Genomic DNA, 26,444 nt, shown 5'->3' on the forward strand with positions numbered 1-26,444 from the left:
ATTTCTCCTAATATTAAGTACTAATACCTCCGCAGAAATTAATCTATTATTAATTCAGGAACAAGTATATTGAAAATATGACCCCTTATTTTTAGTATTTCTTTTTATATTTAATAGCTCCTTCTCCAATATGAATAAGCAACTTTTATTATCCCTAAAGAAATAAAGAAATATAAGAGGATATTCACAAATTGTTCTGCTGTAATATATTGAAGCATGTTAAGGAGAAATAATATAACTATTCCCAGATAAAGAGTATTATATAAAAAATTAGTAGTTTTATACTGAATATCTAAACCTCTCTCATCTCTTGCCTCTTGGCTTTTTTGAAATTTAAACATATATAATTCACTTAAGCATGATAAAACTATAATAATAATTACAGCATACTTTATAAATTCCATTTGTTTATTCCTCCTTAAATTCGAAAACTTCCTCTAACGGTTTTCCAAAAGCTTGGGCTATTTTAAATGCAAGAATTAAAGAGGGATTATATTTATTCCTTTCCATAGAAGCGATAGTCTGTCGACTAGCACCTACTCTCTCTCCTAAATCTTGCTGTGTCCAACCTTTTTCGGCACGGCAGACAACTATCCGGTTGTTTAACAACTACCCCCACCTCCTACAAACACTTTATCCTAATTTTAACATTTTGTATATAATTTTTAACATTTTGTATATTAGTTTTTACATTTTGTTAAAAATTATATACAAGGATCATTTAATATTTGCATGAAGTAATTTCTTTAAACAATTAGTATTCTAGAAAATTGCTACTAAAGAAGTTACTGTTTCTTTTATTCCTCTAAAAACTGAATCGCTTTACGATACTCCTCCAACCGTTTTAAGTCTTTATCTGTTATCCTAGCAAGTCGTGAGCGGTCAGAATTATGTTTTAAGTCTGCAAGTTTGACAGTACGGGCAAGAGAATTTTCTTTCACTTTGCTCAGATACTCAAAATAAGGCGTGTATTTCTCTTTTGTCAGTACCTGCACTGCCTCAACTATATTATGAGGTATACCAGCACTTAACAGATCATTAGCAGTTATCTCAGTATCTTCCAGAACATCATGCAAATAAGCAGTAGCTTTCTCTTCATTCGTATTTACAAAGCTAGCAACTTCCTCAGGGTGTTTGATGTAGTCAATTCCTGCTTTATCCACTTGTCCAGCATGGGCAGTTTTAGCTATCTCATGAGCTATCTCTATATAATAAGGTATCATCACAAAAGCTCACTTTCTATTATCATTTATCAGTACTGTATTCAATAATTTCTTCGGTTATTTTCACACAATGAAACACAATAAGCAAGTGTAAAAATAAAAAACGCCTTCCTTTCCCTTCTCCTATGAATCTACAAAAAAATCCATTTAAAAAATAGAATATGATCCCATGATTAAGCATGCTGATTTACTCCATACAGAAATGAAACAACAAATAAAACGTGTCTCAGAGGCTTCTAAAGAACATCAAAAAGAATATAAAAAAATGTATGAAGAAATAAAAAGGCTCAAGGAAGTATCAAGATAGCAATTACCGATGAAATTAAAAGTAATTTAAACAGATTGAAGAATCCACAACAAAAACTAATAAAGCAAAAGTAAACAACATATAGATTTAAATTATATTTCTCAACAACCAAAATTACTTAACGTAGTAAAATAATAATTAGATTGGCATTCAATACCATATTACGATGGTTCAAGTCGCAAGAAGGCACCTTTAGGTGTCTTTTCTTTTGTTTGAAACACATTCTGCCAAAATACCTGTATCTTTGTTGAATTACGACTCATATAATCCAACAAACTTCGTATATATAATTTGTTACCCTAAATGGGTTGACAATACGAACAGTTATAGGAGGATTTTGTGAATGGTAAAAACAGCATGTGTAAGTATGATTACTGGGATTCTTTTAATATGTTCAACAGGATGTGCCACTCAAACTGATTCTATTACAGCTAAAACTCAGTCAATAGATGATGGGACATATACAACAAAAGAAATCACAGACGCATTTCCTGTAGGAACACCCATAACTACTTACATTCAAAAAGAAGAAAAACTGAACGTAAAACATCTCACCAGTATTACACTTACAGATGGTGGCGTCGGTAGAGTTCTGGAAGCAACAGATGGTTTTGTTATCGTATGTGGGAATGAAAAAGGAGTTTTTGATGTGTTAATATTTAAAACCATGAAAGATGTAAAGAAATATGAACAGAGTTTAAAGGGATAATTAATATCCTTCTTATGCCTTTTACACAGACATTGTCCTCTTGCTCTTGCTATGGCTTTTTCTAAGTACAGTATAATTGCGTCATGAATACACACACGTTATAATAGCCACCTAATTACATATTAAGAGGTGCAGAAAATGAATAAAACAGAATTAACAAAAGTAGTAGCAGAAAAAGCTGAACTTACACAAAAAGATGCTGCTGCAGCAACACAAGCGTTATTAGATACAATAACAAATGCGTTAGCAAATGGAGAGAAAGTACAGATTCTTGGTTTTGGTACATTTGAAGTACGTGAAAGATCTGCACGTACAGGACGTAACCCACAAACAGGTGAAGAAATGCAAATTGCTGCTTCAAAAGTACCTGCTTTTAAGGCTGGAAAAGAATTAAAAGAAGCAGTGAAATAATTATACATATTGAAAAGGGTTTGATATTCATATCAGGACCCTTTCAATATCCTTTTTGTTCAAAAAACAAAAAAGTATCATCCAATATGGATTAGATGATACCTCCCCATTTATAAACGTATTATTTCTAAGGACACATCATGCAAAGTTTATATAAATAATATAAAAGCATTATATATATTCTCTTTATTTATATACTGCTAGTTTTTGTAATAGTTGTTCTTTTATAACCGGCCATTCGCTTGCAATAATACTATATACAACTGCATCCCGTACATAACCATTTGGCAATTGTCTCTCGTTTCGCAATACCCCTTCTTTTACAGCACCAAGCCTTTCAATTGCGCGCTGTGCTTTTTCATTTCTTAAATCCGTTTTTATTTGCACACGTAACATATGTAACTCTTCAAAAGCATATTTCAATAACATATACTTACACTCAGTATTTATACTTGTACGATGTACACTTGGATGATACCATGTTTGCCCAAGTTCAACCGTTTTGATATCATTTGAAATACTGTACAAACGTGTACTACCTACAATTTCATTCGTTTTTTGATCCACAACAACAAATGGTAAATCAGTTCCCCCTTCAAAACCTTTTATTGCTACTTGAACATACTGCTCCATATCTTGATAGCTATCCATTTTAGCTATTAAATACTTCCATATTTCTTTATTTCCTTCTACTATGGTAAATAAGCTTTCGATATCATTTACATGCATTAATCGTAACATGGCTCTATCATTTACTAATTCCATAAACTATTCCTCTTTTCAATAGATGCTCCAATAGGTGGCATTTCATAATCATTTTTTCAAATGATTATGAAATTGGATATAAATCGAATGATTTGCTATAAGCTTAAAATCACTAAACATTTCCTTGCCCTTCTTACTATAATTTTCACGTAATTATATCTATTTTAAAAGGTCCGCCATATATATATTCTCTTTAACTAGTGGTATGGTTTGACACACCATTCCTACAGCTTTTTTTAACAGCATAATGTTATTTTAAACTTACATTGCTGGCTGTACTCCATCGCTATCAACCTAAGAGGAGGAAATACAACAAAAACAAAAAAACGATACAAAAATAATAAAAAAGCTTATCATTAAGTACTAAAGGATAAGCTTTTTTGTCTATATTTATTAAATTTTATTAGATCTCTTCCAAGCTATTACTGTAATAAGATATTGAATACCAAATAAGAAAACGAAAAGTATAATGAATTTTGCTATTGCTGCTAACCATCCACCGAAATCTTCAGGGAAGTAATATTTGTATGTAGTAGCACATATTGCTACAAAACACAAAATAAAGGTATCACTCATTTTTTCTTTTAATTTTTCTTTTAATTGCTCTTTATTATTAATATCTGTTTCATAAACACCAGTTAGAATAGATTTAATAAAGAAGAAAATCATATAACAAATTATAATGGCTAATGAAGCAATCCATTCTAGGAAAGGGCGGTGTAGATATGCTCCCCTTATAATAACATCAATAAAAGCTAAAAGTAGGACAACAATTCCAGATTGAGCCCAAATTTTCATTTCGATTTGTTGAATTCTTTCATCTGAGTGTGTATTGAGTGAAAACCATTTTTTAGTTTTTCCATTTTTGAGTTCCTCCCAAAATAATTTATCTAAACTCTTATCTAATGTTTTAGCTATACGTATACAAAGTTTTAAAGAAGGGTTAAACTTATTACTTTCAATATGACTACTGGTTTTTCGTGTAGCGTTTACAATATCGATATACTCCAGTTGAATTAGACTTTTTTAACTCTTGCAATTTTCTCTTTACTTATAGACTTTAAATACGTCTCATTAGTAAATGATAACTTCATATCATAAATCTCTTGTTCTATATATTAAATTATTAAATACATAAATGAAATATATATTTTACATTAAGACATATATACATTACCATTTTCTTTATTTTTGTATCTAAAACTATCCTACAAATATAAGAATAGAAATTTTTTTCTGTAGACACCTTTTTCTTTTAGTTATTTTCGTATCCCCAATGTAACAGCAAGGTATTTATATATCCGCGTTTTGGTGTACTTTCATTTGAAATGCAAATACCAATACATTGCAACTTCATCGCTTTCTTCATGTATTCCTTTATAGATAAAAAAGTCGAACCCACCTATTACAAACCCACATTTTTCATAGAACTTACATGCTGCTACATTATTATTTTGTGTTTCAAGCATTAAACCTGGCATATTATTTTCTTTTGCCCACTGTGTTGCTTGCTCAATTAACCTTCTACCAACTCCAAGTGAACGATATTTTTTATCCACCTTTATATCTTCTATGTAAGCATAGTGATTCCAATTCTTTTTCAATACCATTACTCCTATAATTTGATCATGTAAAATTGCAATGTAAATTACTTGATTAGGATTATTTATATATTCAGTGTACGCTAGTTCATCATCATATTGATCTTGTAAATAACTTTTCTCATAAATTGGAACGTCTTCTACTGTATATTCTATTTGCTTATTTATTTTTGAAAGAGAAAGAATTAACCTAGAGTTCACTATGAAACTATCATCAATCTCCGGTAAATTGTCTAAATCATTTACTTCTAATTCTCTAATTAAAAGGTTCATCGTATTCTCCTTTACTGGGTACCTCCAATTCAAATTATTTCCCCCAGTTCTTTCTATGGTCCTTATTTGATTCTAATTTACTAACTGACTAACGTTATGGCAAATCAAAATAATAAAACCGCATCTCCAATTCTTAGATAACTATCTAATACATTGGAGGTGCGGTTCACTTAGTTCGTTGAGGGTTTATCTAACCTCTTTATTTAAAAATTACATCTATCATACTAATTTAATAATATATTCCTGAAGCCAACTATTAACTTGAAGTAAATAATCTATTATACTTCGTGCATCATTACCAGAAATTACCTTACCTTTCCCTTCTGCAATAGCACGAACTCTTTCTATATTAATTAATGGCAAAATAGATGATTGAGAATTGTTCAACACATGTAACATCCAATCACTAAAACCTTGTAGATAAGAGGCATCCTTTGTGCTTGGATATGCACTTTTTTGCGATAACGTACATCCTCTGGAAGTACATTTTCAAAAGCTCGACGTAAATACCTTTTTCAATATTGTCTACGCTTTTCATTTCGAATGGGACATTCCATAAGTATTATACAAGCCAGTAATCACAAAATTGAACTCGTCTTTCAAAGCCAGCCATCATACTTGTAAGATTTTTTTATTCTAGCATAAATGGCAAGAATAGAAGAAACCCACACATTTTAAAAAACTTTATCAAAATGTAAAGGTATCAATTTTGGATTCCTTAAGTTTTTATAAAAAAAATTGATTATTTTATGTGATTCACTTAAATAAACGCAGCTGTCATTTTAACTATAATCCTTTATAATCAGTATATAAATTTCACTTTTTAAAAGAAACATTTTATCCAAACGCCTAACAGGACGAGAGAAAAAGCCTAACTCATATTAGTAATTTTTCCTGTTTCTGTTGATAAATTTAAAAATACAGCCTAGCACACTTAATGCCAGCACAAAATATAACAATAAATCTGGTAAAAATTCTAAAGGAACAATATCTATCGATTGAAAAATAATAATAGCAATGATACCTAAATATAGGATGTTGTACAACACATTATTTGTTTTATATTGAATTTCTCTCCCTCTTTCATCTTTGGCTTCATCACTTGATTGAAATTTTATTACATACATCTGACTGATGAATATTATAACTAAAGATAAAGATGTTAACCATAACATAAGTCTCACTCCTCCTGATAATCAAACACGTCAGTTATTGACTTTTCAAATATATTTGCAATTTTAAAAGCAAGAATTAGAGAAGGATTATATTTGTTTTTTTCAAGAGTAGCGATAGTTTGACGACTAACCCCCACTCTTTTTGCCAGTTCTTCTTGAGTCCAACCTTTTTCCGCTCGACAAACTACAATTTTATTATGTAACAATAGCAACACCTCTTAAAAAGTTTGTAATTTATTTCTTACAATTCGTAAAGTATTTTTGACAAAAGGTTTCTTGAAATTTAAAATACTGATGAAAAATATCCCTTTATATAAAGAGATAACGTGATGCAACTTTTTTTATAAATAGTTAATTTTTTTTAAAATCCACAGTAGAAAGCATAAATGTTTCACAAGCTTTGCGTAAAACTTCAAAAATTTTTATTTGATTGCTTCCAAATCCACTTGTATCTGCAAATGCCAACCTTTCTTGTTTACTATCAATCAATTTAAAAAAGAAAAATTTTCGTTTAAGGTCTACTTTAAAATCTTAAGTTGATGGCCATGTAGCGGATCCCTACTAATGTTCTTGCTTTTAAATTATTTTCAGTATATTATATTCATATGTTAATATTGAAATTATGGTATACAAAAAGGAATCAAATCTATTAGTAATATTTAAATCCTTTTCAAAGATAAAAAGATTTTACCAAAACGTAATATAACTTATGCTTATTTTTTTAATAGAAGTTTATTTACTTTCTATGATAGGAGCTAGCCGTTCTAAAACATAGAGAAATAAGGCACTATACATAGCATCTGACAAACTTGAGAGGTTTTGTGTGTAGTTTGCTCATCACAGATAAAAACAAAAGAGTCTTACCTATCTAGGCAAGACTCTACTAGGTTAGTTATATAATATTTACATAACAACTAAGAAACTAAAAACGTATAACACCAAGTAGCAGAACCCTAATATTCCTCCTACAGCTAATACCTGTTTAGCCCAACTTTTAATTTTCAGATTACTGTAAATCACTTGTACTCTTTCCATATTTCCTCCTATTAGGGAAAACCCTTAAAGACTCACACCTCGCTATGGTACCATTAAAGAATGACTAATAGGGCCTAATTTTTGTCCAAACGTATAAATATGCAATATTGCATACAAAAATGTATTGTTATAAATGTAAGCGCTTACTATAATAAGTTTATAAAGATTCACACATCTTAATACAAAAACAGAGGAGAGAATACTATGGAAATCGCAATGGCAGTTTTAAAATTTATTGGTGGAGCAATCCCATTAATTCAAGAACTTCTAAAAGCATTTATGTAATTTCATTCTTTAGCAATTCTTTATAAATATTATCATACAAATGATCTGTATATCAAAAATGAATTGATTTACAGATCATTTGCGTGAGTAAGGTCCCTTTAACATGATTGAGGGGCTTTTTTAAATTTTTAAACATTTACGGTTCCGTCACATCAAAATCAAGTTAGCAAAATAAAAATATGCCACCCATTCCTAGGAAATAACTCATTCATTTCTCCCTTCGAATAACTTTTTTACAAAGAAAAAAGACCTTGTAAATTACAAAGTCTTTTTCTTCTATATAAACTTTCAACTTTCATATTAGAATTAGTTAAATCCCTCCACCGAGCTCTGTGTTAGCAGGTGCTCCTCCAGTATTTCCATGTGATTCTAACTTGGGTGCAGGTGTATCTCCCTTATTGTAAGCAGGAGCCCCTCCTGTATGCCCATCCGACCCTAACTTCGGTGCAGGATAATGTCCGTGAGTATAAGTTGGTGCTCCGCCATGATCTCCATCAGCTTCTAACTTAGGTGAAGGAGTATCTCCTCCATTAAAAGAAGGTGTTGGATAATCTCCATATCCATAAACTGGTGCTCCTGTGTGCCCATGAGTATAGGAAGGCGCTCCCCCTGTATGTCCATGTGCATAACTCGGAGACCATCCCTCTCCATGAGTATAAGAGGGTACTCCACCATGATTTCCATGTGCATATGCAGGTGCTCCTCCGTGATCTCCTACAGAGTCAGCTTTAACAATTCCTCCGCCATTTCCATGAGTAACACCAAAAATTCCAAATCCTAAAACAGATAAACTTACAACTGCTGTACCGATTTTTCTTTTCATAATCGCTCTCCTCTATATGTATTTCATGTTAATTGAAATGAACATATTATGGATATCAGTCATGATGAAAATTCGACTCATTTCATTACCATATATTTATACTTCTATGTATTTTTTTGTAAAACCTTCTTGAACTCTGAAGGAAATGGGTATTTTTTGTGATTTTTCAAATGTAGTAACAAATTATCCTCTTCTTGAACTACCCCCACTTCGTTTAGAAGTGGGGGTAGTTCAATTCAGCTAACTTTGCAAAAGAATTTGATCAAATATAATTAATTATTGATTAACCGCTTTAGCCACAAGGACTGCGTATGCTTCTGCACCTACATTGGTTAAATGCACACCATCAGGTGCAAAGTAGTCTTTCTTTCCAGCACTTGCTGCATACCAATCAACTAGAGTTACATTAGGATATTTAGTTACTGTTACTTTCAGTCTCTCGTTCACAATTGATTCCCACGGACGTGGCACTCTCGTATTAATAAATATTATTTTACGTTCGTTTCCAATTAATTTTATTAATGAAACAAGTTGCTCAGTAGTAAAGGCTCCATTTGTACCTAATCCGATAATGACATAGTTTCCTAAATTCCCTTCATTTTTTAACTGTTCAACTACTGGAATCGCTTTTGACAGCTGACGGCCAATTTGCGCATCAATCCTAATATCAGGAAAAGTATTTTTTAGATATGGAGTAATATCAATCATAACGGAATCGCCTATCGCAGTAACTGTGAGTGGATTTTTAGGGTGTGCAGAATTTACTTCTTTTGATTCCCCTTGATTTAGAGGCGTTTCTTGATTTGGTTTTTCCCATACAGCAACTGGATGTGGCGCCGGTTGTGTTTGTACTGCTTCCACCTTATCTTGTTGATAATTCCCCTTAGCCTTACTAGCATTTGATAAGCCTAAAACTGCTATTGACGTAAAGAATAATGAACAAACTAAAGCTAACTTAACACCTAAAGTGACATTTTGAAGTCTTAAGTTCTTAAACTGAATGTTGCGGAGCGCACCTTGTCGGATTGGTTTTTCGATAAACTTCCATGAAATTTGCGCAATCAATATTATTAGAAGAAATTGAAGGATTGCTCTTATTATTGAAAAATCCCCCGTATTTACTTTTGGAGTCGTTAATGTGAGAATTGGATAATGCCAGAGATATATGCCATACGATCTTACCCCTACCCAACGTAAAGGTCTAAATCGTAAAAATTGAGCAATGCGACTAGCTGGATGAGCTAGATTTGCCACTAACAATGCTGTTGCAATTGATAAGAGAACCATTCCTCCCTTGTATAGAAATGGATCATATTGATTGGTCTTCCAAAACATAACCAAAATAATAATAAGAGCAATGCCCCCCACTACATCAAGGATGAAACGCGCCTTCGGGATAATTTTATTAGCAAGCCTATTGCTTGGCCAAACTAAAGCAAGTACCGCCCCGATAAGTAAGGAAAAGGCCCTCGTATCTGTACCATAATATATTCTGCTCGGATCAACTCCAGGTTCATACAAAATTGCCATTGCCAAAGCTGAAGCAAATGCTCCTAGACAAATCAATAAAATCATACGAGATTGTTTTTTTATGTAGTAAAGTCCTAAACTAATAATAAACGGCCAGACAACATAGAATTGTTCCTCAACTGCTAACGACCAAAAATGATTTAATGGAGAAATCTGGTTAAAATTATCAAAGTACGATAATTTATGATAAATATACCACCAGTTACTAACATAAAATAATGCCGCTAATGAATCTCCACGCATTTTTTCAAGTAAAGAGCTATGAAAAATCGTAATCCATGCCAATGTTATAACGAGCATAACAAGCATTCCTGGAAGCAATCTTCTTGCCCTACTAAGCCAGAACTTTTTCAAATCAATTCTCTTATTTCTCTTCCACTCCATGGCTAGAATATCTGTAATTAAATAACCTGAAAGTACAAAAAATACTGTAACTCCTAAAAACCCTCCAGGCATCCAATTAAAATTAATATGATACAAAATAACACCTAGTATAGCTAGACCCCTTAGACTGTCCAACCCTACCATATAACGACTATTTTTTTTAAAAGGTTTAGTCATCCTACATTCACCTCTATTTCTTGGAAACTAGGTTAATAATAACGTCATAAAATGCTATTAATTTCCTAAAATCGTATAAGCTAAACCATTACAAACATCATTTTGTAAGGCTTTTTTTGATATTTACATGCACAGCAATACATACTTTATCACGTTATCTGGCTCTGTTGTGCAAATTTTTATAGTAGGTGTTTTTCCTCTTCCTAAAAAAGAGAAATATGCCTAATCAAAAATTTATATACTGTGTGTCTTAAAATAAAATTTTGATACGTTTTTACAGACATATCAAGGCCTTTGACATTTCGAATATAATCGATAACCCATATGTAAGAGGTTTTATATATAAAAACATTATAAAAAAAGGATATGTATAATTACATATTTCTCTTACTGATAGAGCGTCTCCATTTTGGAAAAATCCTTCTTTAATATTTTTAGTCTCTTTGTTAGCTTGATAGCGAAATGGTATGGCAAACAAACCATTGTCGTATCGGAAACATTTGCTTCAAATCAATTATGTTTTTGTTATGGATATCAAAACCAAGACGTTACTAATCTAAACCTACGAAAATGGGATTACTCTTCTTGTTGTACACACCATAATCGGGAGATTTCCGCAAGTATCAATTGGAAGAATGAAGCGATAAGGCTTCTAACCACAATAACTATGGTGATAACCTACTAATAAATTAGGACTCGATTGAGCCCCTTACTTATTAATTTCCTTCTTCTATACAAAGTAACTGTGGGAGTAATTCAACAAGGAGATAATCTTCATAAAGTAAAATTACTGGGAGTAAAGAAGGGGATTTTCGTGTTTATAAGAGCAACAAAAAGAACTTGTAGGAATCTCTACAAGTTCTTTTCAGTTTAAGGTGAATATACGAGATAAACAAACTACCTTGAAAATTTATCATAAATACTACAGGGGTAATGCTTTGATAAGTATATTATATAACAAATATTAACATCCAAAGGTTTTAATTTTGAAAATTATGTGAATTGAGAACAAAGTATCTTGTTTTATGATTTTACCGCTAAATTATTTATAAAACTCTCTATAGAATTTGCTTGGAATATACGGAAATACGGAGATTGAATATCGTAATGTTTGTCAGTAATGATAAGGATTGATGGAAAAAATTTAGAAGCTTTCGGTTGCCAATATTCATTATGCCATTCTTGGCTATGGAAGTATAATTCATATCTATTTATCTTATCTTGCATTATTTTTTTACTGTACACTGACTTTTGAACTTCAATAAAGAATGGAGATCTACGCCAAATTGTAAATGCATCGGGTTCCATGAATTCTTTCCCATACTTTGGTTCAACATCGAATAGTTCAGGATGTTCATAATGAACGAGTTGTTTATATGAGTCCACAATACCAAGGAAATGAGGAATTTTTTGACTCGTTTTTCTGATAGGATTGGGTCGCGGAAAATAAATGTATGGGTGTTGCAATACGTTAGCATCAACATGACCGTCTCTTCTTAATCGTTTCATAACGGTATTACAGCAGGTTATCGCATTCTTTAAGCCTTGAAAATGCAAGTCAATAATATCGTCTCGGGACATACATCTAAATTGCTTCAAATCATTCAGAATTCCTTTATCTCTACTCTTCATCATCTAACACCCCAAATAATGGAATTTCTACTTGCGATGAATACTTGAGTACCCTCTCCTCTTTAGACATGCAATATGGTTCAACAATTTGTTTCGCCTTACTTAGTTCCAAATAAGGAGCTTGCACTTTCTTTAATCCATTTCGTTTAAAAATCATTTGGCCAGATTGCTCTAAATACTCTGAACCAGAAGTACCCATAATATTACTATTAATCACACTATCACATTTAAAGCCCATTCTTACAGTCATATTAAGTTTTAACTTACCATCTAACACCTTGGCATCTGGCCTCTGCATACTAAGCAAAAGAAAAACCCCTAGTGATCTCCCGACTGCTGAAATCTTTTCAATCGTAGTCATGCACTCTTTTTCATCTTTAAGCATAGCCACTTCATCAATAGCAAGTAGGATATATGGCTTTGGATGATTTGGATTTAATTTGTTGTACGCATCAATATGATCAACTTCATATTTTTCCATAAGTTTTCTTCGTTCCCTGATTTCCTTCCATAACTTGTGAAGCATTATTTTCATTTCGATTTCTTCCATACAAACTTCTTTTACATGCTTCACTCTACGTAAAAAATGAAATTCAGAGTTTTTTAAATCACCAAGATACAAATGCAACGTATTAGGAGACATATATTGAATGAGTGTGGATAGCACAACACGTACCATACTACTTTTCCCACTTCCCGTTTCTCCTGCGATTAATAAGTGCGGTGAATTGGAACCAATCATGTCGTACGCAATCATTTTTCCGTATTGGTCCCTGCCGACCACAACAGGTAAACCGTAACCTTCTAATTGTGTCTGCCATTCTCTAAAACAATAAATATACGGCTTTAGCCCAGCATTCGAATGAAATACATGTAGGACAAACTTTTTCACATCCCCTTCAATTGTAATATTCCGTCCTAATATTTGCTGGAAACAAAACCACTTCTTTTCAATCTTCTGTGGATCTAATCGGTTTGGTAGGGTAAACACATATCTCACACTTTCTTTTGAAGAAGAAACAGTATGTACCTTTGGATAAATAGGCACTTTTCCCCCGCGTGTTTGATGTTCCGTATATAAACCTGCTTTTCCGAACACCTCCATAAGCTGATTCCTTAACCTTTGCGTACGAAGCCACTCCTTTATAATCCCCATAACTCCCTTCCCTCCTTAAAACATGATTACAATACGAACAAATAAATACCCAATCAAGCAAACTCCACCAATTCGCGTTCCATGATAAATACCTTCACTTACAAATTTAGCTGCTGATATATAGTCATGTCGCACCAAGTATTTTTCTAACATGACTGCTCCGATTAAAATCGTTCCCATAACTCCTAATGCAATGTAAGTATGTAATACCTCATCCGACATATGAAGGAATGCGAAAGGACTTAATGAATTGTATTTACGTATTTTTTTTTCTTTATCTTTGTATAACCGATCCATAAACTCGCGAAAAGGAATTGCTTCTTTACTAGCACGCATTTAAATGCCCCCTTTATAAACAGAATTTAGAATGTAGATATTACATAGCTTCATCTACTTAATACCGTGGTAGTTTTACCTTGGTAGATATCTTGATAAATACTGTGGTAATCATTCGCAACTTACTTTGGTAACCTCGTATTCTTCTACCTTAATAAATAACGTGGTAGCTGCTTTGATACATCATATTGTGGACAGCTTGTACATTATGTAAAAAATTTTTTCCGTCTATGCGAATAGTTTTTTACATTTATGTCCACAATGTTGAAAATAGGTTCAGGAGGGATTTAAGTGTTTTGGAAATTCGGAGGTAAAAACCGAACGAAATTAGGTAATTTTTTAGATCGGAATGGCTTCACCCAAAATGATTTAGAAAAGACCGCGAAATTAAGTCGTCCTACAGTTTCAAAGGCGTGCAATGATAAAGAATACATACCTAGTCCAACTGTAATGAAAAAGATTTTAAAAGTTATTAGGCAAATAAAACCCAACGTTAAATCCACCGACTTTTGGGATATGTAAAAACTGGCTAACTAGAGTCAGTTTTATTTTTTTATAAAAAACCCTTTATAAAAGAACGTATATTCGCATATAATAAGAACTAGTGTTCTGTTATTTAAGGGGGAATAAAGGTGTATGACTACTCAATATTGCCAAATCGAATTGTTTTATGTGTAGATCTTCGTAGCTTTTATGCAAGTGTGTCCTGTATCAAGATGGGCTTAAACCCACTTCATACCAAATTAGCTGTAGTAGGAGATGTAAACAGGAGTGGCTCCATTGTTTTAGCTGCAACACCACCACTAAAGGCATTAGGTGTTAAGAAAATGGCAAGATTGTACGAAATACCACGACGTAAAGACATTCTTGTGGTAAACCCAATTATGGGAACTTATATCAAATGCTCAAATTACATAACAAAATTAGCTTTACAATACGTTCCGATTGAAGATTTCCACCAATACAGCATCGATGAATTCTTTATGGATATTACAAATAGTATCCATCTGTTTGCGAATGAGCCATATGAATTCGCGTTGAAATTCAAACGTGAAATATACGAGAAAACAAGAATTGAATGCACGATTGGGATTGGGCCTAATCCTTTAATGAGTAAGATCGCTTTAGATGTGGAAGCGAAGAAGACAAAAGACTGCATCGCATATTGGAAGTACGAAGATGTACCAATAAAATTATGGACAATACGACCACTTAGTAAGTTTTGGGGAATTTCGGGTAAAACAGAAGCAAAGTTAAATCGAAAAGGAATATATTCAATCGGAGATTTAGCGCAATACCCGCTCAAATACTTAAAACAAAGTTTTGGGGTTATTGGCGAAGAATTACACTTACATAGCAACGGCATTGATTTTAGCCGCATTGCAGAAAAATACATACCAGCAACAACTTCAATTGGTAAAAGCCAAATACTCATGCGTGATTACACAATAGAAGAATTTCCGATTATCCTTCTGGAACATATCGAGGAAGTTTGTTATCGGATGAGAAGACAAAACAAACTAGCTCAAACAATCCATTTTTCCATTGGTTACAGTAAAAATTACGCTGGTGGTTTCAGAAAAACTCACACTATGAACCGACCAACTAATTTAACAATGGATATCTATCATATTTGTACATATTTTTTACATAAGTTTTATACCGGGGAACCAATTAGAACTATCAATGTTTCTTTAACCAACTTAATCAATGAAGGTGAAGAACAAATATCTCTTTTTGACAATGTAATACAACGAGAAAAAGAAATGAAATTAACAAAGGTAATGGATGAAATACGCACTAAGTTTGGTAAGAACAGCATATTAAGAGGAATTTCTTATACAAATAGTGCTACAGCAAGATACAGAAACACATTGTTAGGAGGACACAAATCATGAACAACACTAATATGCCAAAGGGAAGAAGAATGGTGAAATGGACGCCATTCGCTGCAATGACAGAACAATTTGATGGTATACGTGAGATTATAAAGGAAAAGAATAAAGTAGCACGTCCAATCTTAACTTCTGAAGAAAAAGAACTTATCGAGAACATGTTATTATGCTCATTACTATCTGAAGAAGAGGTGTTGATTACATATTACGAAGATGGCTATTTGCTTACTAACTATATGACCGTAACTAATATTAATCCATTGAATTGTTCTATACTATGTACAGATGCTTTTTATAACAGAATTAATCTTAAATTCATGGATATTATTGATGTAAAATAAAAGAATTCCATGCTAAGTATAAATGTTAAATGTGATGATTGCGCTCTCCCTTTGAAATAAATGAATCCGAAGCTAAGAATATGAAACTATATTTTAAAGATATAATAAATGAAACTTGAGTCAAAAATATCTTATAGTAAAAGAGACTCCATTATAGAGTCTCTTTTGCTAGTATACTCATATAGAAGTATCTACTGTAGAATGAAAATAAAGTTGTTTAATTTTTGATAAAAAATATTTCACCAAACGAAAAACTAACCTCTCCTTATCTCATTGGAAACCTATTAATGTAATATTATTTTATTTAGCAAACAGATGGTTTCCAATTTGGGCAACGGTTTGACGTGTTGTAATCCATTTATCAGTCGAGGTTTTGGGATTGTAGAAATAAAGCCAATCAGAATTTGTTCCTTTTGAAGTGAGAGCCTCTTCTACTGCTATTTTTGCTTCCTGTGTAGCAGGCTGATTAATTCTACCGTCTGTAACAGGAGTAAATGCATAACCATTTTTAATCGGTTCATAAATTACGTCTGTAATTGTATTTGGAAAACCATTTGCGTTAGCACGATTTAATACTACCTTTGCAACCGCAACCTTTCCTGCATGCGGTTCTCCCCCTGCTTCTGCATTTACTAATCGAGCCATTAAGTCCACTTCTTGTAATGAAATACCGGTATCAATCTTTAAGTGCTGACCGACAAAAATATGGTCTTCATCTACGTTATTGTTTTGTTTTATAGACTGTATTGAAACTTTATATTGTTGTGATATAGAACTTAATGTATCCCCGCTTTTCACTTGGTAAATTGCTTGATATGTATTAGTTGAAACTGTTGAATTATTTTTTTGAACATATTCGTTTGCAGTTGACGCTACCGGAATTGTTAAACGTTCTCCAATATTAATTTGATCATTTGCTTTATTGTTTTCTTGTTTAAGTGATTGTACGGACACCTCATATTGTTTACTTATTGCTTCTAGGGTATCATTCTTTTGAACCGTATAAACCGTTGAAGCCGCAGTCCCTACTGGACTTGATACTACTGTAATCATTGCAGCAGATAATGGTAACCAGGTTTTCGCCTTACATAACTTCATTCAAAAAGCCTCCTAAAAATTATTAAGTACTCTTAATATGTTTAAGTTAAAAACAAATCAAGCTATTTATAGCGTAACAAAACATTGAATTCAAGTCATTGAATTTGTATTTCTATATAATAATTGGGTTGCTTATAATATTGATATTGAATGATTATAGTTATGTTTCAAAAGAATCGGACAATCTAATTCTTAAACTAAATATGGTGAAAGTAGAGATTTATTTCAATTGCCTAATAGTTTCTTTCCTAAGAACTGTTTCTATATGCTATACTGACTCCTAATTACTTGTAGAAGGAATGATAAAAATGAAGGTTTTGTTATCCATTATTTCGTTTAGTTCTCTTTCAATTAAGTGTCTTTCTTTACATTATATTGACTATTAATCATTATATTCAGGATAATAAATACGATGATATAAATAATGCCATGGAGGTTTACAACATGAAAAACATAATGGAACTCCTCAACAATCCATATATTAAATATCCATTAATTGTAATTCTAGCTATAGCTATAATAAAAACAGGTTATGATTTAGGTTCCTTTATTACAAAGTTAAAATATTTTTAAATCTTAAAAAGGCAATTGACTTTTTTAACAAAAGATCAATTGCCTTAAATGATATAGAAAAAGCACTGCTGAAACCTTTAGCAATGCTTTTCAATTAGACGTACTATGATAATAAACGTCTAATTTTTTCTACACATAAGTTCTGTATACTCATATATATTTATTTTAGCTTTAAGATACGTTCTATTTCCTCCACACTCAACTTACTTGCTTTTGCAATAGTTTCAAGTGGTACACCAATTTCATGCATTCCTCGGATCATCTGCATCTTACCTTGCTCAATGCCTTTTTCCATGCCCTCTTGTTCTGCATGTGCTAGCTTGGCTTGTTCATCTAAAAGCAATTTCTCCCGAGCTTCGTACGCTGTTCGGAAAGAAGAATCATGGCTCATATTTTCCCATTTATTTATTGCCTTTTGTAAAATTGGATCTTGATTCATCGCAATCTCCTCCAATGTTTGAGTTAAATGTTCATCTTCATGTGCTGGTAATAATAACATCCAACGAACAAATGTATTTTCCCACGGGTTTACTTTTTCTTCACGCCATTGTTTTACCAATTTCGGTATCTCTACAAAATGGATTTCAATGTCGTCACTTAGGAGTTGCTGCATTTTAGTATTCCATAATTGTCCGATGGTATGAAATGCATCATCCTGAGAAAATAAAATAAAATCTAGTAAGTTAATGGTAATAGTTTTCCGAAGTGAACGATATGGCATTCCTTCTTGCATTTGGGATGTATAAAGTTTACTCCAGTAATATAAAGATCGCTTTACCATATCATGTGTATTTCGAAGCTGAATTTCAATATTTACTTGCGTTCCATTATCTAGCGTTGCTAATAGGTCTAAAATCGATAACTTGTCATCTTCATAAGATTTATGGAGATGTGGATCATCTAATTGTAGTGACGTAATAGGCGCATCTAAAGATTCCTCTAGAATTGCATTTAGGAAACCCGTTAAAATTTCCTCATTTCCTTTTGTTCCAAATAACTGTTTAAAAGCAAAATCAATGCGTAAATTTACTAATTTAGTGGACATGGATTTCCTCTCCCTGTCTATATCATCTCTTATTCTTATTGTACATAAAAAAAGGTAGAACATGCAAACAGACTCTTATGTTATCAGCTTGCCTAAACCCATAAAAACTTGTGATTCCGACTAAAAGCGATTGCAAATAACATCGTTTTGTGCCACAACCTTTATTATTCGTCTCTTCCTTGATTACTCTTTTACTATCAAAATGAAAATGCTAAATTTTCTATGTTTAACATATCCAGTTATCTTTTGCTAGCTGCTCTTTAATTTATGAAAAAAAGATAAGATTCTTTATAATGATTATTCTTTATTTCTCAACATATAGAGTATTGGATTTTCGCTAACAATCCTTTATTATATGAACAAAGAGTAAGGTAAGAGTTACTCTTTGCCATTTTAAGAAAGGTTCTGCCGGAAACAGCAGAGCCTTTTTTCACGGTTTAAAAGTATTAGTACAAAATGAAATTTTCATTAAATCAAAAAAATTCAATAATCTCAACGAGAACAATTATAAAAAAAACATTTAATCGCTAGGGAATTTCTCCCTCAACATTAAATAAGATTTGCATCAAAAATGTAAATCATCATTTCCCTGATATTGTCCTTTATCAAGTCTTTGTCTTATAAATAATTCTGCAATAATTAAATTTGGTACCCACGCTAACCAAGCAATAACAGCGTAACTAAGCTCAAACTGCTCTAATCCAAATAGCAATACAAACAAAGGTAGCCAAATTCTTAATGTAACTGCCGCAAAGGTTAAGGAATAATTTCTGATCATCCAATTCCGATGATCTTGAATTTTTTTATTCTTAACTCTATTTAATGCTTGATATGCTGATGTTAGCCAAAATACGGCTAACAAACCGAAACCAAGCTTTGCTACCAATCCCCCCATAGCGTAAAAGGATAAGTACAGTCCTGAAACGCCGCCTAATAATATACCAGCCATATAGATTCTCCCAACTATTCGATGACGGTTGATATTCTTTCCTCTAAATTTTGTGGATAATGTAAACGGACCAATTACTAATGCTACTATACTAGTTGTAATATGTATAAATAACATAATGTACCAAAAACTACTTAATTTAGATACAGACATAACCTTCATTTTGACAAGTCCTGTTTGAAATCCATCCATAATAAAATATTGGATAACAACATAACCAGCTACTAAAACGGCCAAAAAAGTAAATATAAACCAAATTATTTTATTCAAATTTTCCCCCCTCCTTGCTACATTTAAGGAAATTAGATTATACATTACTGTTCATTCTAGAGAAAAATAGAAAAGCCTTTTGTAATTATCTACTCAATACATTGCTTTTTCATAAAAAAAACCCTAATTGCTATCTATAAAAGATGAGATTAGATATATTGCAAATAAGGGTTGAGTTGTGAACGTCGATTCATCGTTATTACAACAAAAAGCTGCTTCAGCATATTTACCTGAAGCAGCTCTTGTTATCTCAAAAATGGTAGTGGTGCTTGCTGAATTCCGTTTTGATTTGAGATATAAAAAGATTTTGCGAATCCCTCACTGTGAATGCATTCGTCTATTACGAGCATGATAGGAATCTTGCGTAAGTCTAACATTAGCTCCTTTCTAACATGTTCTGCTAATGAAAGATTAGATATAGATAAAATAAAAATACCTGGTAAACTCTTCGTGTTTTCGAAATTCAATAAATTATTTGGTCCATTTTGAATTCGATCTTCCCAAATTTTCAATCGTGATTTTAAATGCTGTGCATATCGTTGGCCTTGTTGTACTCTTTCAAATATAAAGTTTTGATTTCCGATTGGAGTTTTAATTTCTCCAACAGCAATTGGATTATACCCATTACCAGTACCTTGTAGCTTTGGATACCAGCACCAGTTTTTTAATAACTGTTGGCCTACTGCAAACTCATATTTTATTTGATTCATAGTGACAAATCTTTGTACCCCTGCTACTCCAAGTTTTAACCATTGTTCTGGCTTTAAAGAATAGCTTGTATTACGGTTATGATAAGCCCACATCATCAAATGACCGGCAGTATTTAAAGTGATTGGAGCAGAGGTTTTGGGCTGATCCGGAAATAGCTCCGATTTTATCTCCCATCGACTAACAAATCCATACAGTACCAGCTTTTTCAGCGATTCCGAAACCTGAGACCTACTAATTTTAGACTCCACAAAATTTTTAATTTGAGCTTCAGTAATAGCTAATGAATCCCAAATAAGCTTTAGTATTAAATTGTCTTTTTCATTTATAAAACCGGAATTAATTCTGTCATAAATACTACGTAAATCTGTAAGTGGTTTGAATTTATCTGGAAGAATTGGCCCCCCCTGTAGAGAGGGGTCATCCCAAAGTGATAAAGATTGGTCCCTATTAAGCCAATATTGAACCGCTTTTCCATTCTCTTGTACGGAAACCTGCGGCGCACTCATTAGTTATATAAAAACGCCGTTGGATCGTTAACTTTTTTGCGTCCAAAAGGAAACTTGAAGATAACCCCCGACCCTCTCTCTTTTTCTACATCCACATTCACAATTCTCATACTTACTACTTCATCCAATACTGGCTGTTCGATTGTTTTAGGGACAATTCCTTTAATTGTGCAGCCTTGGTCCAGTTCAACAAAAACTCCAAAACGCGGGTCAACATTTACAACTCTCCCTACAATTGTATCCCCTTCAGCTAATTCAGATAATAATTGATAAGGATTTTCCACTGCTGCTTTCCTAGAAACGTGAATTAGTCGTTGCTCCGGATTAAATTGTAGAACCTTAACTGGAATACGTTCACCAATAGGTGCATAGCGATCCACTGCGTTTTTATACACTCTTCCATAGTTTAGTTCATGTAACTTCATGAAGCATTCCGCACCATTAATGCGTAAGAATATAGTAGGAACCTGAGCATTCATATTGTATCCAGTTACTTCTGCTTCGTAGGTTGGCTCTTGCAGTCTTTCATCTTGCTCCAATTCTATCAACTCACGAATTAAAGCATCTGCAGATCTCCTACTTGCTTCTTTTACTGAAACCTGAACTTTATTTACATCTAGTTCATCAGACATTTGAGTAATTACTACGTTAAAAATATTACCTGTGAATTGTGTAATACTTCTAAAAGAGTAATCAGAGAAGTCCTCTTTTTTACAAACACCTATAATCTTACCGTTTTCAAGGGCAAACTCAGCATATTCAGTATCTGGATCGTCTTTATCGTTTCTTTTAACCGTTCTCAATACCGCTTGAATTGGCTCTTTATATCTACGTAGTGCCTGGAGTTTTTCATAAGTTTTTGAATCCATAAAAATATCTCCTCTCTCTTGTTCAATATTTATAAAGTTCAAAAATAATACTTCTACTTGAATTATTGTTACTTTTAACTGAGAAACTAAGTGTTTTAGAAATGTTTTCTAAAATTTTTAAAACTAGCTCTGATCCTTATCTTATTTATAAAAGTTAATGTTAAAATAGTTGTATATTTAATCAATTAAATTTTCATCAAAAACTAATCCTATATGGACTATTTTATTATTTTCAACTTTGATTGCGAGGGGAAAAAGGATGCGTAAACTGTTTAATGAAAAAAGGATATTAGAAAAAGAAACTGAGGAAGGTTCGCTTTATTTCATATTGCCTGAAGATACATTCCAGAAATACGTAGGACTTTGGGGATATCTAATACGACCTGGAGAATTTCATGAACCTGTGAAGTGGATAAATACTTATAAGATGCATTCTTTGGATTCTTACGTATTACTAAATGAATTTAAACCTAACGAATACGAATACATGATTTTTGAATATAGCAAAAATACCAGTAGCAGCTGTAGAAGAAGTAAGAAATTGTTTAATTAAAAATGAGTGTATGAACGTTTATCCAGAAGATTTCCCTATTGTAGATGGGTATGAATATGTATCCGCAGGAGAAAAGAAAAAATTCATTGTTGAAACTGAAGATCATTATGATGATGTTACTTTGTATGATCAAACCCATTACTTTTCCGATCATTACATTGTGGAATCATACAAAAAAACAATTAACGGGCAACATACATACTTATACAAAACACATTACGATGAGTGGTATCAACTTTATTCTTTAGATACAAGTGATAAGTGCTGGATTTTTAAAGAAGTCTTTGAAGATGAATTGGATAACCTACCACTCTCCTCATATGAAAAAATGATAACTGAAAAAAGAGAGATTCCACAAGAAGATATAAATTATCAATTAAATTTAAAGAAATTACATGACCTTAATACTGAATGTGATTTTTACTACTCTGACAAGATGTTTGCATTAGGCTTCTTAAATAATGGAGGAAGAATTAATGTAGTAAACATTGATGGAGAATTAAGACGGTATAGCGAGATGGTTTTTAAAGGGGAAAAGCCATTCTCAAAATGGGACGATTTAGTATATGTAGGTACGGCAGCGTAAAAGGAAATACAAGAAGATATTCTAACAGATGTATCCTTGGAATAAAGTTGGATTAAATTAACTTAATAAACCTTGATAAAAGATGCAAATAGAAAAAGTGTGTTTTGAAAAAAGATTGATCAAAACACACTTTTTCTATATTCAATTGAATCATCCTTTTATAAAAAAGTTTGATAATTTTTGCGATCCTTACTCAATTAATGCGCCCTTTAGCTGAAGAAGGGCACATCAGTTTATCACTGATTTTTCTTTTCTAATTTTAATTGATTAACAATGTAAGATACTAATGTAATTAACGGATTAATAATAGTCTTAGATGTTTTATACTCAACTTGCTGAGATGCATCAACCATAGATAATTGAGCAACGGAGATAACTTTCTTTGTATCTTTAATGATTTGATTTAAGAACTTTGCAATTTCTTGGTCGTATTCTTCTTTTAGTCCTTGCATTATCAATTCAAAAGTACTATTTATAACAATAACCTCTAAATCTAAAGATTTTTGATGATTATTAGCATGATGTTTAAGGCGTTCTACCGTACCTTCAACAGTTGCAGGATTTGTAAAAAGAATGGTCTGAGGCTGCTGTATATTGCAGAGGTAATCAAAGAATGGTTCATCAATTTTAATAATTGGCACTGAAATTGAGAGTTGGTCTTCCTGTAAAATTGCAATATAGTTTGTGCAAGTAATAAGGATAGCATCAACATTACATTGGGCAATCCATTCTATTTGCTCTTTAACTTTAAATTGAGCATCTGATTCTTGAAAATTTTCATTTAATGTAACTCGATACATTAAAGCTGGGTCAACAAAATGTATTAATTCAATGTTAAATAGGGAAAATGCGTTTTCTATATATTCTATATTCGAATAATGGGCGTGTAAGCACCCTAATCTTTTTCTCAATTCCATTCCACCTCTATTATATTTCTGCTTATTCTATCAGTGTGCGCATCCAAATGTCTATCAAAATTGAGACCTTTCCTCTTATTCCACAATATGGTCCTTTAGTGCAGGAACTTTATTGCTATTCAACGATTCCTTAATCCGCCTTTCAGTACAGATCTTCTATTCGCTATAAAAACATCACAATTTTCTTATAAACGTCGCGACTTTATTCAAAACATCGCATCTTTTTTATAAACATCGTGACTTTATTTACAAGCGACAACAGAGCAAGAAATGATGCAATTTGCTGTTTATATGCGAGAAAAAAGAGAGAAATCTTCATTGCATTAAGAACGGAAACATCTAAAAACGCCTCTTATTAGCAATGCTAAGAGGGGTTTTCTTTTACTCTACATGTAATTTGTGTACAAATCCTAAGGCATACGATCTTTTAAATCTGCTAAAGGTATAAGTTTGTCGACAAGCCATAACTTCTTATTTCCATCATAGATAAGGTTTATCTGCATTAATGACATATTATCAGATGAAACACCATTAACTGTAATTTTACTTTTTACTTTTGCTAATACATTTGCCTTTGTGGTATCCAAAAATGCATAATACAACTCACCACCTGTGTATTCAGATTGAAATGAAACTTTCTTCTTTTCCTTCTCATCTCCAGCCCCAGGGGCAGATTGAGTTGGTCCACCTGGTGGTGTTAATTCTTTCTTTGCATTTGGTGTTATATATGCATCTATATTAGCAAGGTATGATTCACCTTTACCCGTATCATAAGTACGGAAAGCTTTAAGAAATCGTTCTGCAGCTTCCTTTACTTGTTGTTGATTATTACTCTTTAGAGCTGACAATTCCTTTTTCGTATCGTTGTATTGTGCCTCCACCTTTTCCACTTTTTTCGTTAATTCTATATTATCAGTTTTAAGTTTTTCATTATCAGATTGATATTTTATTAAAAGCCCTACACTAGCTATTAATAAAATTGCTATTATAATGGTGATTTTCTTCATGATTTACCTCCTTTTCGCAGTTTCATAAGTTGCTAGATGTTACATGCATTATTATCTAACTACACGACCATATCCCGCAAAATGCTGTTGAAAATATGGTTTACCTAAATCAGCATAGCCAATCGGATCACCAGCATGATACATTGTATTATTTCCTACATAAATGCCAACATGCGTAATATAGTTACTTGTAGCATAAGTACTATGGAAAAACACTAAATCTCCTGGCTTAGGATCTGTTATACGTTGGGTTTTATCCCATTGGGTTTGTGCAGTACCAAATAAATTAATACCAACTCTTGAATACGTATACTCAATAATTCCACTACAGTCAAATGACGTATTTGGTGTTCGCCCTCCAAACACATATGGCCATCCTTGATACTTTAGTGCTTCTGTCATAATTGCTTGGAATACATCATCACCTAAAACGCTACCACCAGCAATTCCACCAGAACCACCAGGGGTTTGACCAGGTTGATAGTATCTCATAATATGTGGGACATAGTCTGGATCACCATAACACCAATTATTAGCTACTGCCTCTGCACTTCGCCACGAACCACATTTATACCCATTTTTAGCTGATTGCTCTGCAGAAAATGCCCTTGCATTCTCGTGAGTATATCCACCTTTTGAAACTGCATAGTTAGCGTAGCCAGTTCCGTAGTTATAACACTGTAATGTAATATTTTGATCGCCGTTGGATTTTTTATGACAATCTGCAAAATGCATTAAACCATATTTAATACTTTCTTCTGGATCTGTAAAATAACCAGGAGGATGATTTTGTGATTCGGAACTTTGCATAACGTCCAACTGGGTTCCAGAACTTTCTTGTTGGATAAGAGCTAGTATTAGTGAAGTCATTGCCTCTATGCCGTGTTGGGCTGCATATTTCCGTACCAACGGCTCCCATCTCATTACTTCAGGACTAACACTTGCAGTACCTGGTGCAAAAGGACCACCAATTCCTCCAGGACTGACTTCATCTTCACTCATTGTGGCGGTTAATAAAAATATCACTATACCTAAACCTGCAACAACAGCCAAAATAATACCGGCTACTATTAATAATGGCTTTGCAACAGCAACTATAGCTGCCTTCTGTGCTACTTTAACTGCCACTTTCTTACCTACTTGTGCAACTGCTTTACCCGCTACTTTTGTACCTTTACCAGCCGCCTTCCCTAAAGAATGGCCTGCCTTTTTCAAGGCAGGCTTAGCATTCCCTAGTTCAGCTTCAGGATGATGTTCATTTTCAAAGTCGCGATTTGGTTCCGCACTCAATGTATAAACCCT

At 32.7% G+C, this 26,444-nt stretch carries 27 protein-coding genes and 5 pseudogenes; 8 read left to right on the top strand and 24 right to left on the bottom strand.

Annotation, left to right across the window (positions count from 1 at the left end; genetic code table 11):
• Positions 1-110: 110 nt before the first annotated feature.
• The 3 genes from QCI46_RS28995 to QCI46_RS29005 all read right to left on the bottom strand — a co-directional run bounded on the left by QCI46_RS28995 (position 111) and on the right by QCI46_RS29005 (position 1,223).
• On the bottom strand, positions 111-404 hold the full coding sequence (locus QCI46_RS28995; protein ID WP_002204138.1) for a hypothetical protein: 294 nt from the start codon (positions 402-404) through the stop codon (positions 111-113).
• Positions 405-408: 4 nt separating this feature from the next.
• Positions 409-609 carry a helix-turn-helix transcriptional regulator gene (locus tag QCI46_RS29000; protein WP_000933886.1) on the bottom strand — a complete coding sequence of 67 codons (201 nt, stop codon included), beginning with the start codon at positions 607-609 and terminating at the stop codon, positions 409-411.
• A 188-nt stretch (positions 610-797) separates the two neighbouring features.
• Positions 798-1,223, bottom strand: a complete 426-nt coding sequence (locus QCI46_RS29005; protein ID WP_353842127.1) for an HD domain-containing protein — start codon at positions 1,221-1,223, stop codon at positions 798-800.
• Between the two features lie 650 nt (positions 1,224-1,873).
• Here QCI46_RS29005 and QCI46_RS29010 point away from each other — a divergent pair.
• Together QCI46_RS29010 and QCI46_RS29015 are read left to right on the top strand one after the other, a co-directional pair.
• Positions 1,874-2,239 carry a hypothetical protein gene (locus QCI46_RS29010; protein ID WP_353842095.1) on the top strand — a complete coding sequence of 122 codons (366 nt, stop codon included), beginning with the start codon at positions 1,874-1,876 and terminating at the stop codon, positions 2,237-2,239.
• Between the two features lie 138 nt (positions 2,240-2,377).
• Positions 2,378-2,650, top strand: coding sequence for an HU family DNA-binding protein (locus tag QCI46_RS29015; protein WP_002144198.1), 273 nt, complete (start codon positions 2,378-2,380; stop codon positions 2,648-2,650).
• A gap of 186 nt (positions 2,651-2,836) precedes the next feature.
• Here QCI46_RS29015 and QCI46_RS29020 read toward each other — a convergent pair whose 3' ends face one another.
• From QCI46_RS29020 to QCI46_RS29970, 8 genes and pseudogenes are all read right to left on the bottom strand, one after another.
• Complete coding sequence (locus tag QCI46_RS29020; RefSeq protein ID WP_353842096.1) at positions 2,837-3,415, bottom strand: GNAT family N-acetyltransferase; 579 nt, start codon at positions 3,413-3,415, stop codon at positions 2,837-2,839.
• 393 nt (positions 3,416-3,808) lie between these two features.
• A complete protein-coding gene (locus tag QCI46_RS29025) occupies positions 3,809-4,213 on the bottom strand; it encodes a hypothetical protein (protein WP_483299038.1) in 405 nt (134 codons plus the stop codon).
• Between the two features lie 69 nt (positions 4,214-4,282).
• Positions 4,283-4,509, bottom strand: a pseudogene (locus tag QCI46_RS29030) (helix-turn-helix transcriptional regulator); the annotation flags it as partial.
• A gap of 225 nt (positions 4,510-4,734) precedes the next feature.
• Positions 4,735-5,289, bottom strand: coding sequence for a streptothricin N-acetyltransferase SatA (gene satA, locus QCI46_RS29035; RefSeq protein ID WP_353842097.1), 555 nt, complete (start codon positions 5,287-5,289; stop codon positions 4,735-4,737).
• Positions 5,290-5,508: 219 nt separating this feature from the next.
• A pseudogene (locus QCI46_RS29040) lies at positions 5,509-5,944 on the bottom strand (asparagine synthase-related protein); the annotation flags it as partial.
• A gap of 226 nt (positions 5,945-6,170) precedes the next feature.
• Positions 6,171-6,464: a hypothetical protein gene (locus tag QCI46_RS29045; RefSeq protein ID WP_353842098.1), complete on the bottom strand. Its 294-nt coding sequence runs from the start codon at positions 6,462-6,464 to the stop codon at positions 6,171-6,173.
• A gap of 5 nt (positions 6,465-6,469) precedes the next feature.
• Positions 6,470-6,670, bottom strand: coding sequence for a helix-turn-helix transcriptional regulator (locus tag QCI46_RS29050; RefSeq protein ID WP_002094847.1), 201 nt, complete (start codon positions 6,668-6,670; stop codon positions 6,470-6,472).
• 169 nt (positions 6,671-6,839) lie between these two features.
• Positions 6,840-6,935: pseudogene (locus tag QCI46_RS29970) on the bottom strand (AHH domain-containing protein); the annotation flags it as partial.
• 663 nt (positions 6,936-7,598) lie between these two features.
• Between QCI46_RS29970 and QCI46_RS29055 the strand changes: the two are divergent.
• Positions 7,599-7,784 (top strand): annotated as a pseudogene (locus QCI46_RS29055) (hypothetical protein).
• A 310-nt stretch (positions 7,785-8,094) separates the two neighbouring features.
• Here QCI46_RS29055 and QCI46_RS29060 read toward each other — a convergent pair.
• Positions 8,095-8,607: a hypothetical protein gene (locus QCI46_RS29060; RefSeq protein ID WP_353842099.1), complete on the bottom strand. Its 513-nt coding sequence runs from the start codon at positions 8,605-8,607 to the stop codon at positions 8,095-8,097.
• A 276-nt stretch (positions 8,608-8,883) separates the two neighbouring features.
• On the bottom strand, positions 8,884-10,698 hold the full coding sequence (locus QCI46_RS29065) for an acyltransferase family protein (RefSeq protein ID WP_353842100.1): 1,815 nt from the start codon (positions 10,696-10,698) through the stop codon (positions 8,884-8,886).
• Positions 10,699-11,104: 406 nt separating this feature from the next.
• On the opposite strand from QCI46_RS29065, the gene QCI46_RS29070 reads away from it, so the two are divergent.
• Positions 11,105-11,383, top strand: a complete 279-nt coding sequence (locus QCI46_RS29070; RefSeq protein ID WP_483299039.1) for a zinc ribbon domain-containing protein — start codon at positions 11,105-11,107, stop codon at positions 11,381-11,383.
• Positions 11,384-11,721: 338 nt separating this feature from the next.
• Here QCI46_RS29070 and QCI46_RS29075 read toward each other — a convergent pair whose 3' ends face one another.
• From QCI46_RS29075 to QCI46_RS29085, 3 genes are read right to left on the bottom strand one after another with little or no spacing between them, the layout of a single operon-like run.
• Positions 11,722-12,333: a replication-relaxation family protein gene (locus tag QCI46_RS29075; RefSeq protein ID WP_353842101.1), complete on the bottom strand. Its 612-nt coding sequence runs from the start codon at positions 12,331-12,333 to the stop codon at positions 11,722-11,724.
• Entirely contained in the window at positions 12,320-13,486 is a 1,167-nt protein-coding gene (locus tag QCI46_RS29080) for an FtsK/SpoIIIE domain-containing protein (protein ID WP_353842102.1), read from the bottom strand. The genes QCI46_RS29075 and QCI46_RS29080 overlap by 14 nt, the downstream gene beginning before the upstream one ends.
• 15 nt (positions 13,487-13,501) lie before the next feature.
• Positions 13,502-13,822 (bottom strand): hypothetical protein, encoded by a 321-nt coding sequence (locus QCI46_RS29085; protein WP_353842103.1) that lies wholly within the window; start codon positions 13,820-13,822, stop codon positions 13,502-13,504.
• Between the two features lie 291 nt (positions 13,823-14,113).
• Here QCI46_RS29085 and QCI46_RS29090 point away from each other — a divergent pair, with 291 nt between their 5' ends.
• From QCI46_RS29090 to QCI46_RS29100, 3 genes are all read left to right on the top strand, one after another.
• A complete protein-coding gene (locus QCI46_RS29090; protein ID WP_000498616.1) occupies positions 14,114-14,344 on the top strand; it encodes a helix-turn-helix domain-containing protein in 231 nt (76 codons plus the stop codon).
• A gap of 110 nt (positions 14,345-14,454) precedes the next feature.
• On the top strand, positions 14,455-15,720 hold the full coding sequence (locus QCI46_RS29095; RefSeq protein WP_353842104.1) for a Y-family DNA polymerase: 1,266 nt from the start codon (positions 14,455-14,457) through the stop codon (positions 15,718-15,720).
• Positions 15,717-16,058, top strand: a complete 342-nt coding sequence (locus tag QCI46_RS29100; protein ID WP_353842105.1) for a YolD-like family protein — start codon at positions 15,717-15,719, stop codon at positions 16,056-16,058. Before QCI46_RS29095 ends, QCI46_RS29100 begins: the two co-directional genes overlap by 4 nt.
• Positions 16,059-16,358: 300 nt before the next feature.
• Here QCI46_RS29100 and QCI46_RS29105 read toward each other — a convergent pair whose 3' ends face one another.
• From QCI46_RS29105 to QCI46_RS29125, 5 genes are all read right to left on the bottom strand, one after another.
• A complete protein-coding gene (locus QCI46_RS29105; RefSeq protein ID WP_098230689.1) occupies positions 16,359-17,156 on the bottom strand; it encodes a LysM peptidoglycan-binding domain-containing protein in 798 nt (265 codons plus the stop codon).
• 733 nt (positions 17,157-17,889) lie between these two features.
• Complete coding sequence (locus QCI46_RS29110) at positions 17,890-18,774, bottom strand: Rpn family recombination-promoting nuclease/putative transposase (protein WP_002065464.1); 885 nt, start codon at positions 18,772-18,774, stop codon at positions 17,890-17,892.
• Positions 18,775-19,339: 565 nt separating this feature from the next.
• Positions 19,340-19,993: a DUF2306 domain-containing protein gene (locus tag QCI46_RS29115; protein WP_330939064.1), complete on the bottom strand. Its 654-nt coding sequence runs from the start codon at positions 19,991-19,993 to the stop codon at positions 19,340-19,342.
• 245 nt (positions 19,994-20,238) lie between these two features.
• Positions 20,239-21,210, bottom strand: a complete 972-nt coding sequence (locus QCI46_RS29120) for a hypothetical protein (protein WP_098135019.1) — start codon at positions 21,208-21,210, stop codon at positions 20,239-20,241.
• Positions 21,210-22,079 (bottom strand): RNA-binding protein, encoded by an 870-nt coding sequence (locus QCI46_RS29125; RefSeq protein WP_088062822.1) that lies wholly within the window; start codon positions 22,077-22,079, stop codon positions 21,210-21,212. The genes QCI46_RS29120 and QCI46_RS29125 overlap by 1 nt, the downstream gene beginning before the upstream one ends.
• A 259-nt stretch (positions 22,080-22,338) precedes the next feature.
• On the opposite strand from QCI46_RS29125, the pseudogene QCI46_RS29130 reads away from it, so the two are divergent.
• Positions 22,339-23,212, top strand: a pseudogene (locus QCI46_RS29130) (hypothetical protein); the annotation flags it as partial.
• A gap of 242 nt (positions 23,213-23,454) precedes the next feature.
• Here QCI46_RS29130 and QCI46_RS29135 read toward each other — a convergent pair.
• From QCI46_RS29135 to QCI46_RS29145, 3 genes are all read right to left on the bottom strand, one after another.
• On the bottom strand, positions 23,455-24,135 hold the full coding sequence (locus QCI46_RS29135) for a hypothetical protein (RefSeq protein ID WP_002001615.1): 681 nt from the start codon (positions 24,133-24,135) through the stop codon (positions 23,455-23,457).
• Between the two features lie 410 nt (positions 24,136-24,545).
• Complete coding sequence (locus QCI46_RS29140; protein WP_353842106.1) at positions 24,546-25,142, bottom strand: hypothetical protein; 597 nt, start codon at positions 25,140-25,142, stop codon at positions 24,546-24,548.
• 51 nt (positions 25,143-25,193) lie between these two features.
• Positions 25,194-26,432 (bottom strand): bifunctional lytic transglycosylase/C40 family peptidase, encoded by a 1,239-nt coding sequence (locus QCI46_RS29145; RefSeq protein WP_353842107.1) that lies wholly within the window; start codon positions 26,430-26,432, stop codon positions 25,194-25,196.
• Between the last annotated feature and the right edge of the window lie 12 nt (positions 26,433-26,444).

The sequence above is a fragment of the Bacillus cereus group sp. RP32 genome (assembly GCF_040459735.1).
GTDB lineage: Bacteria > Bacillota > Bacilli > Bacillales > Bacillaceae_G > Bacillus_A > Bacillus_A wiedmannii.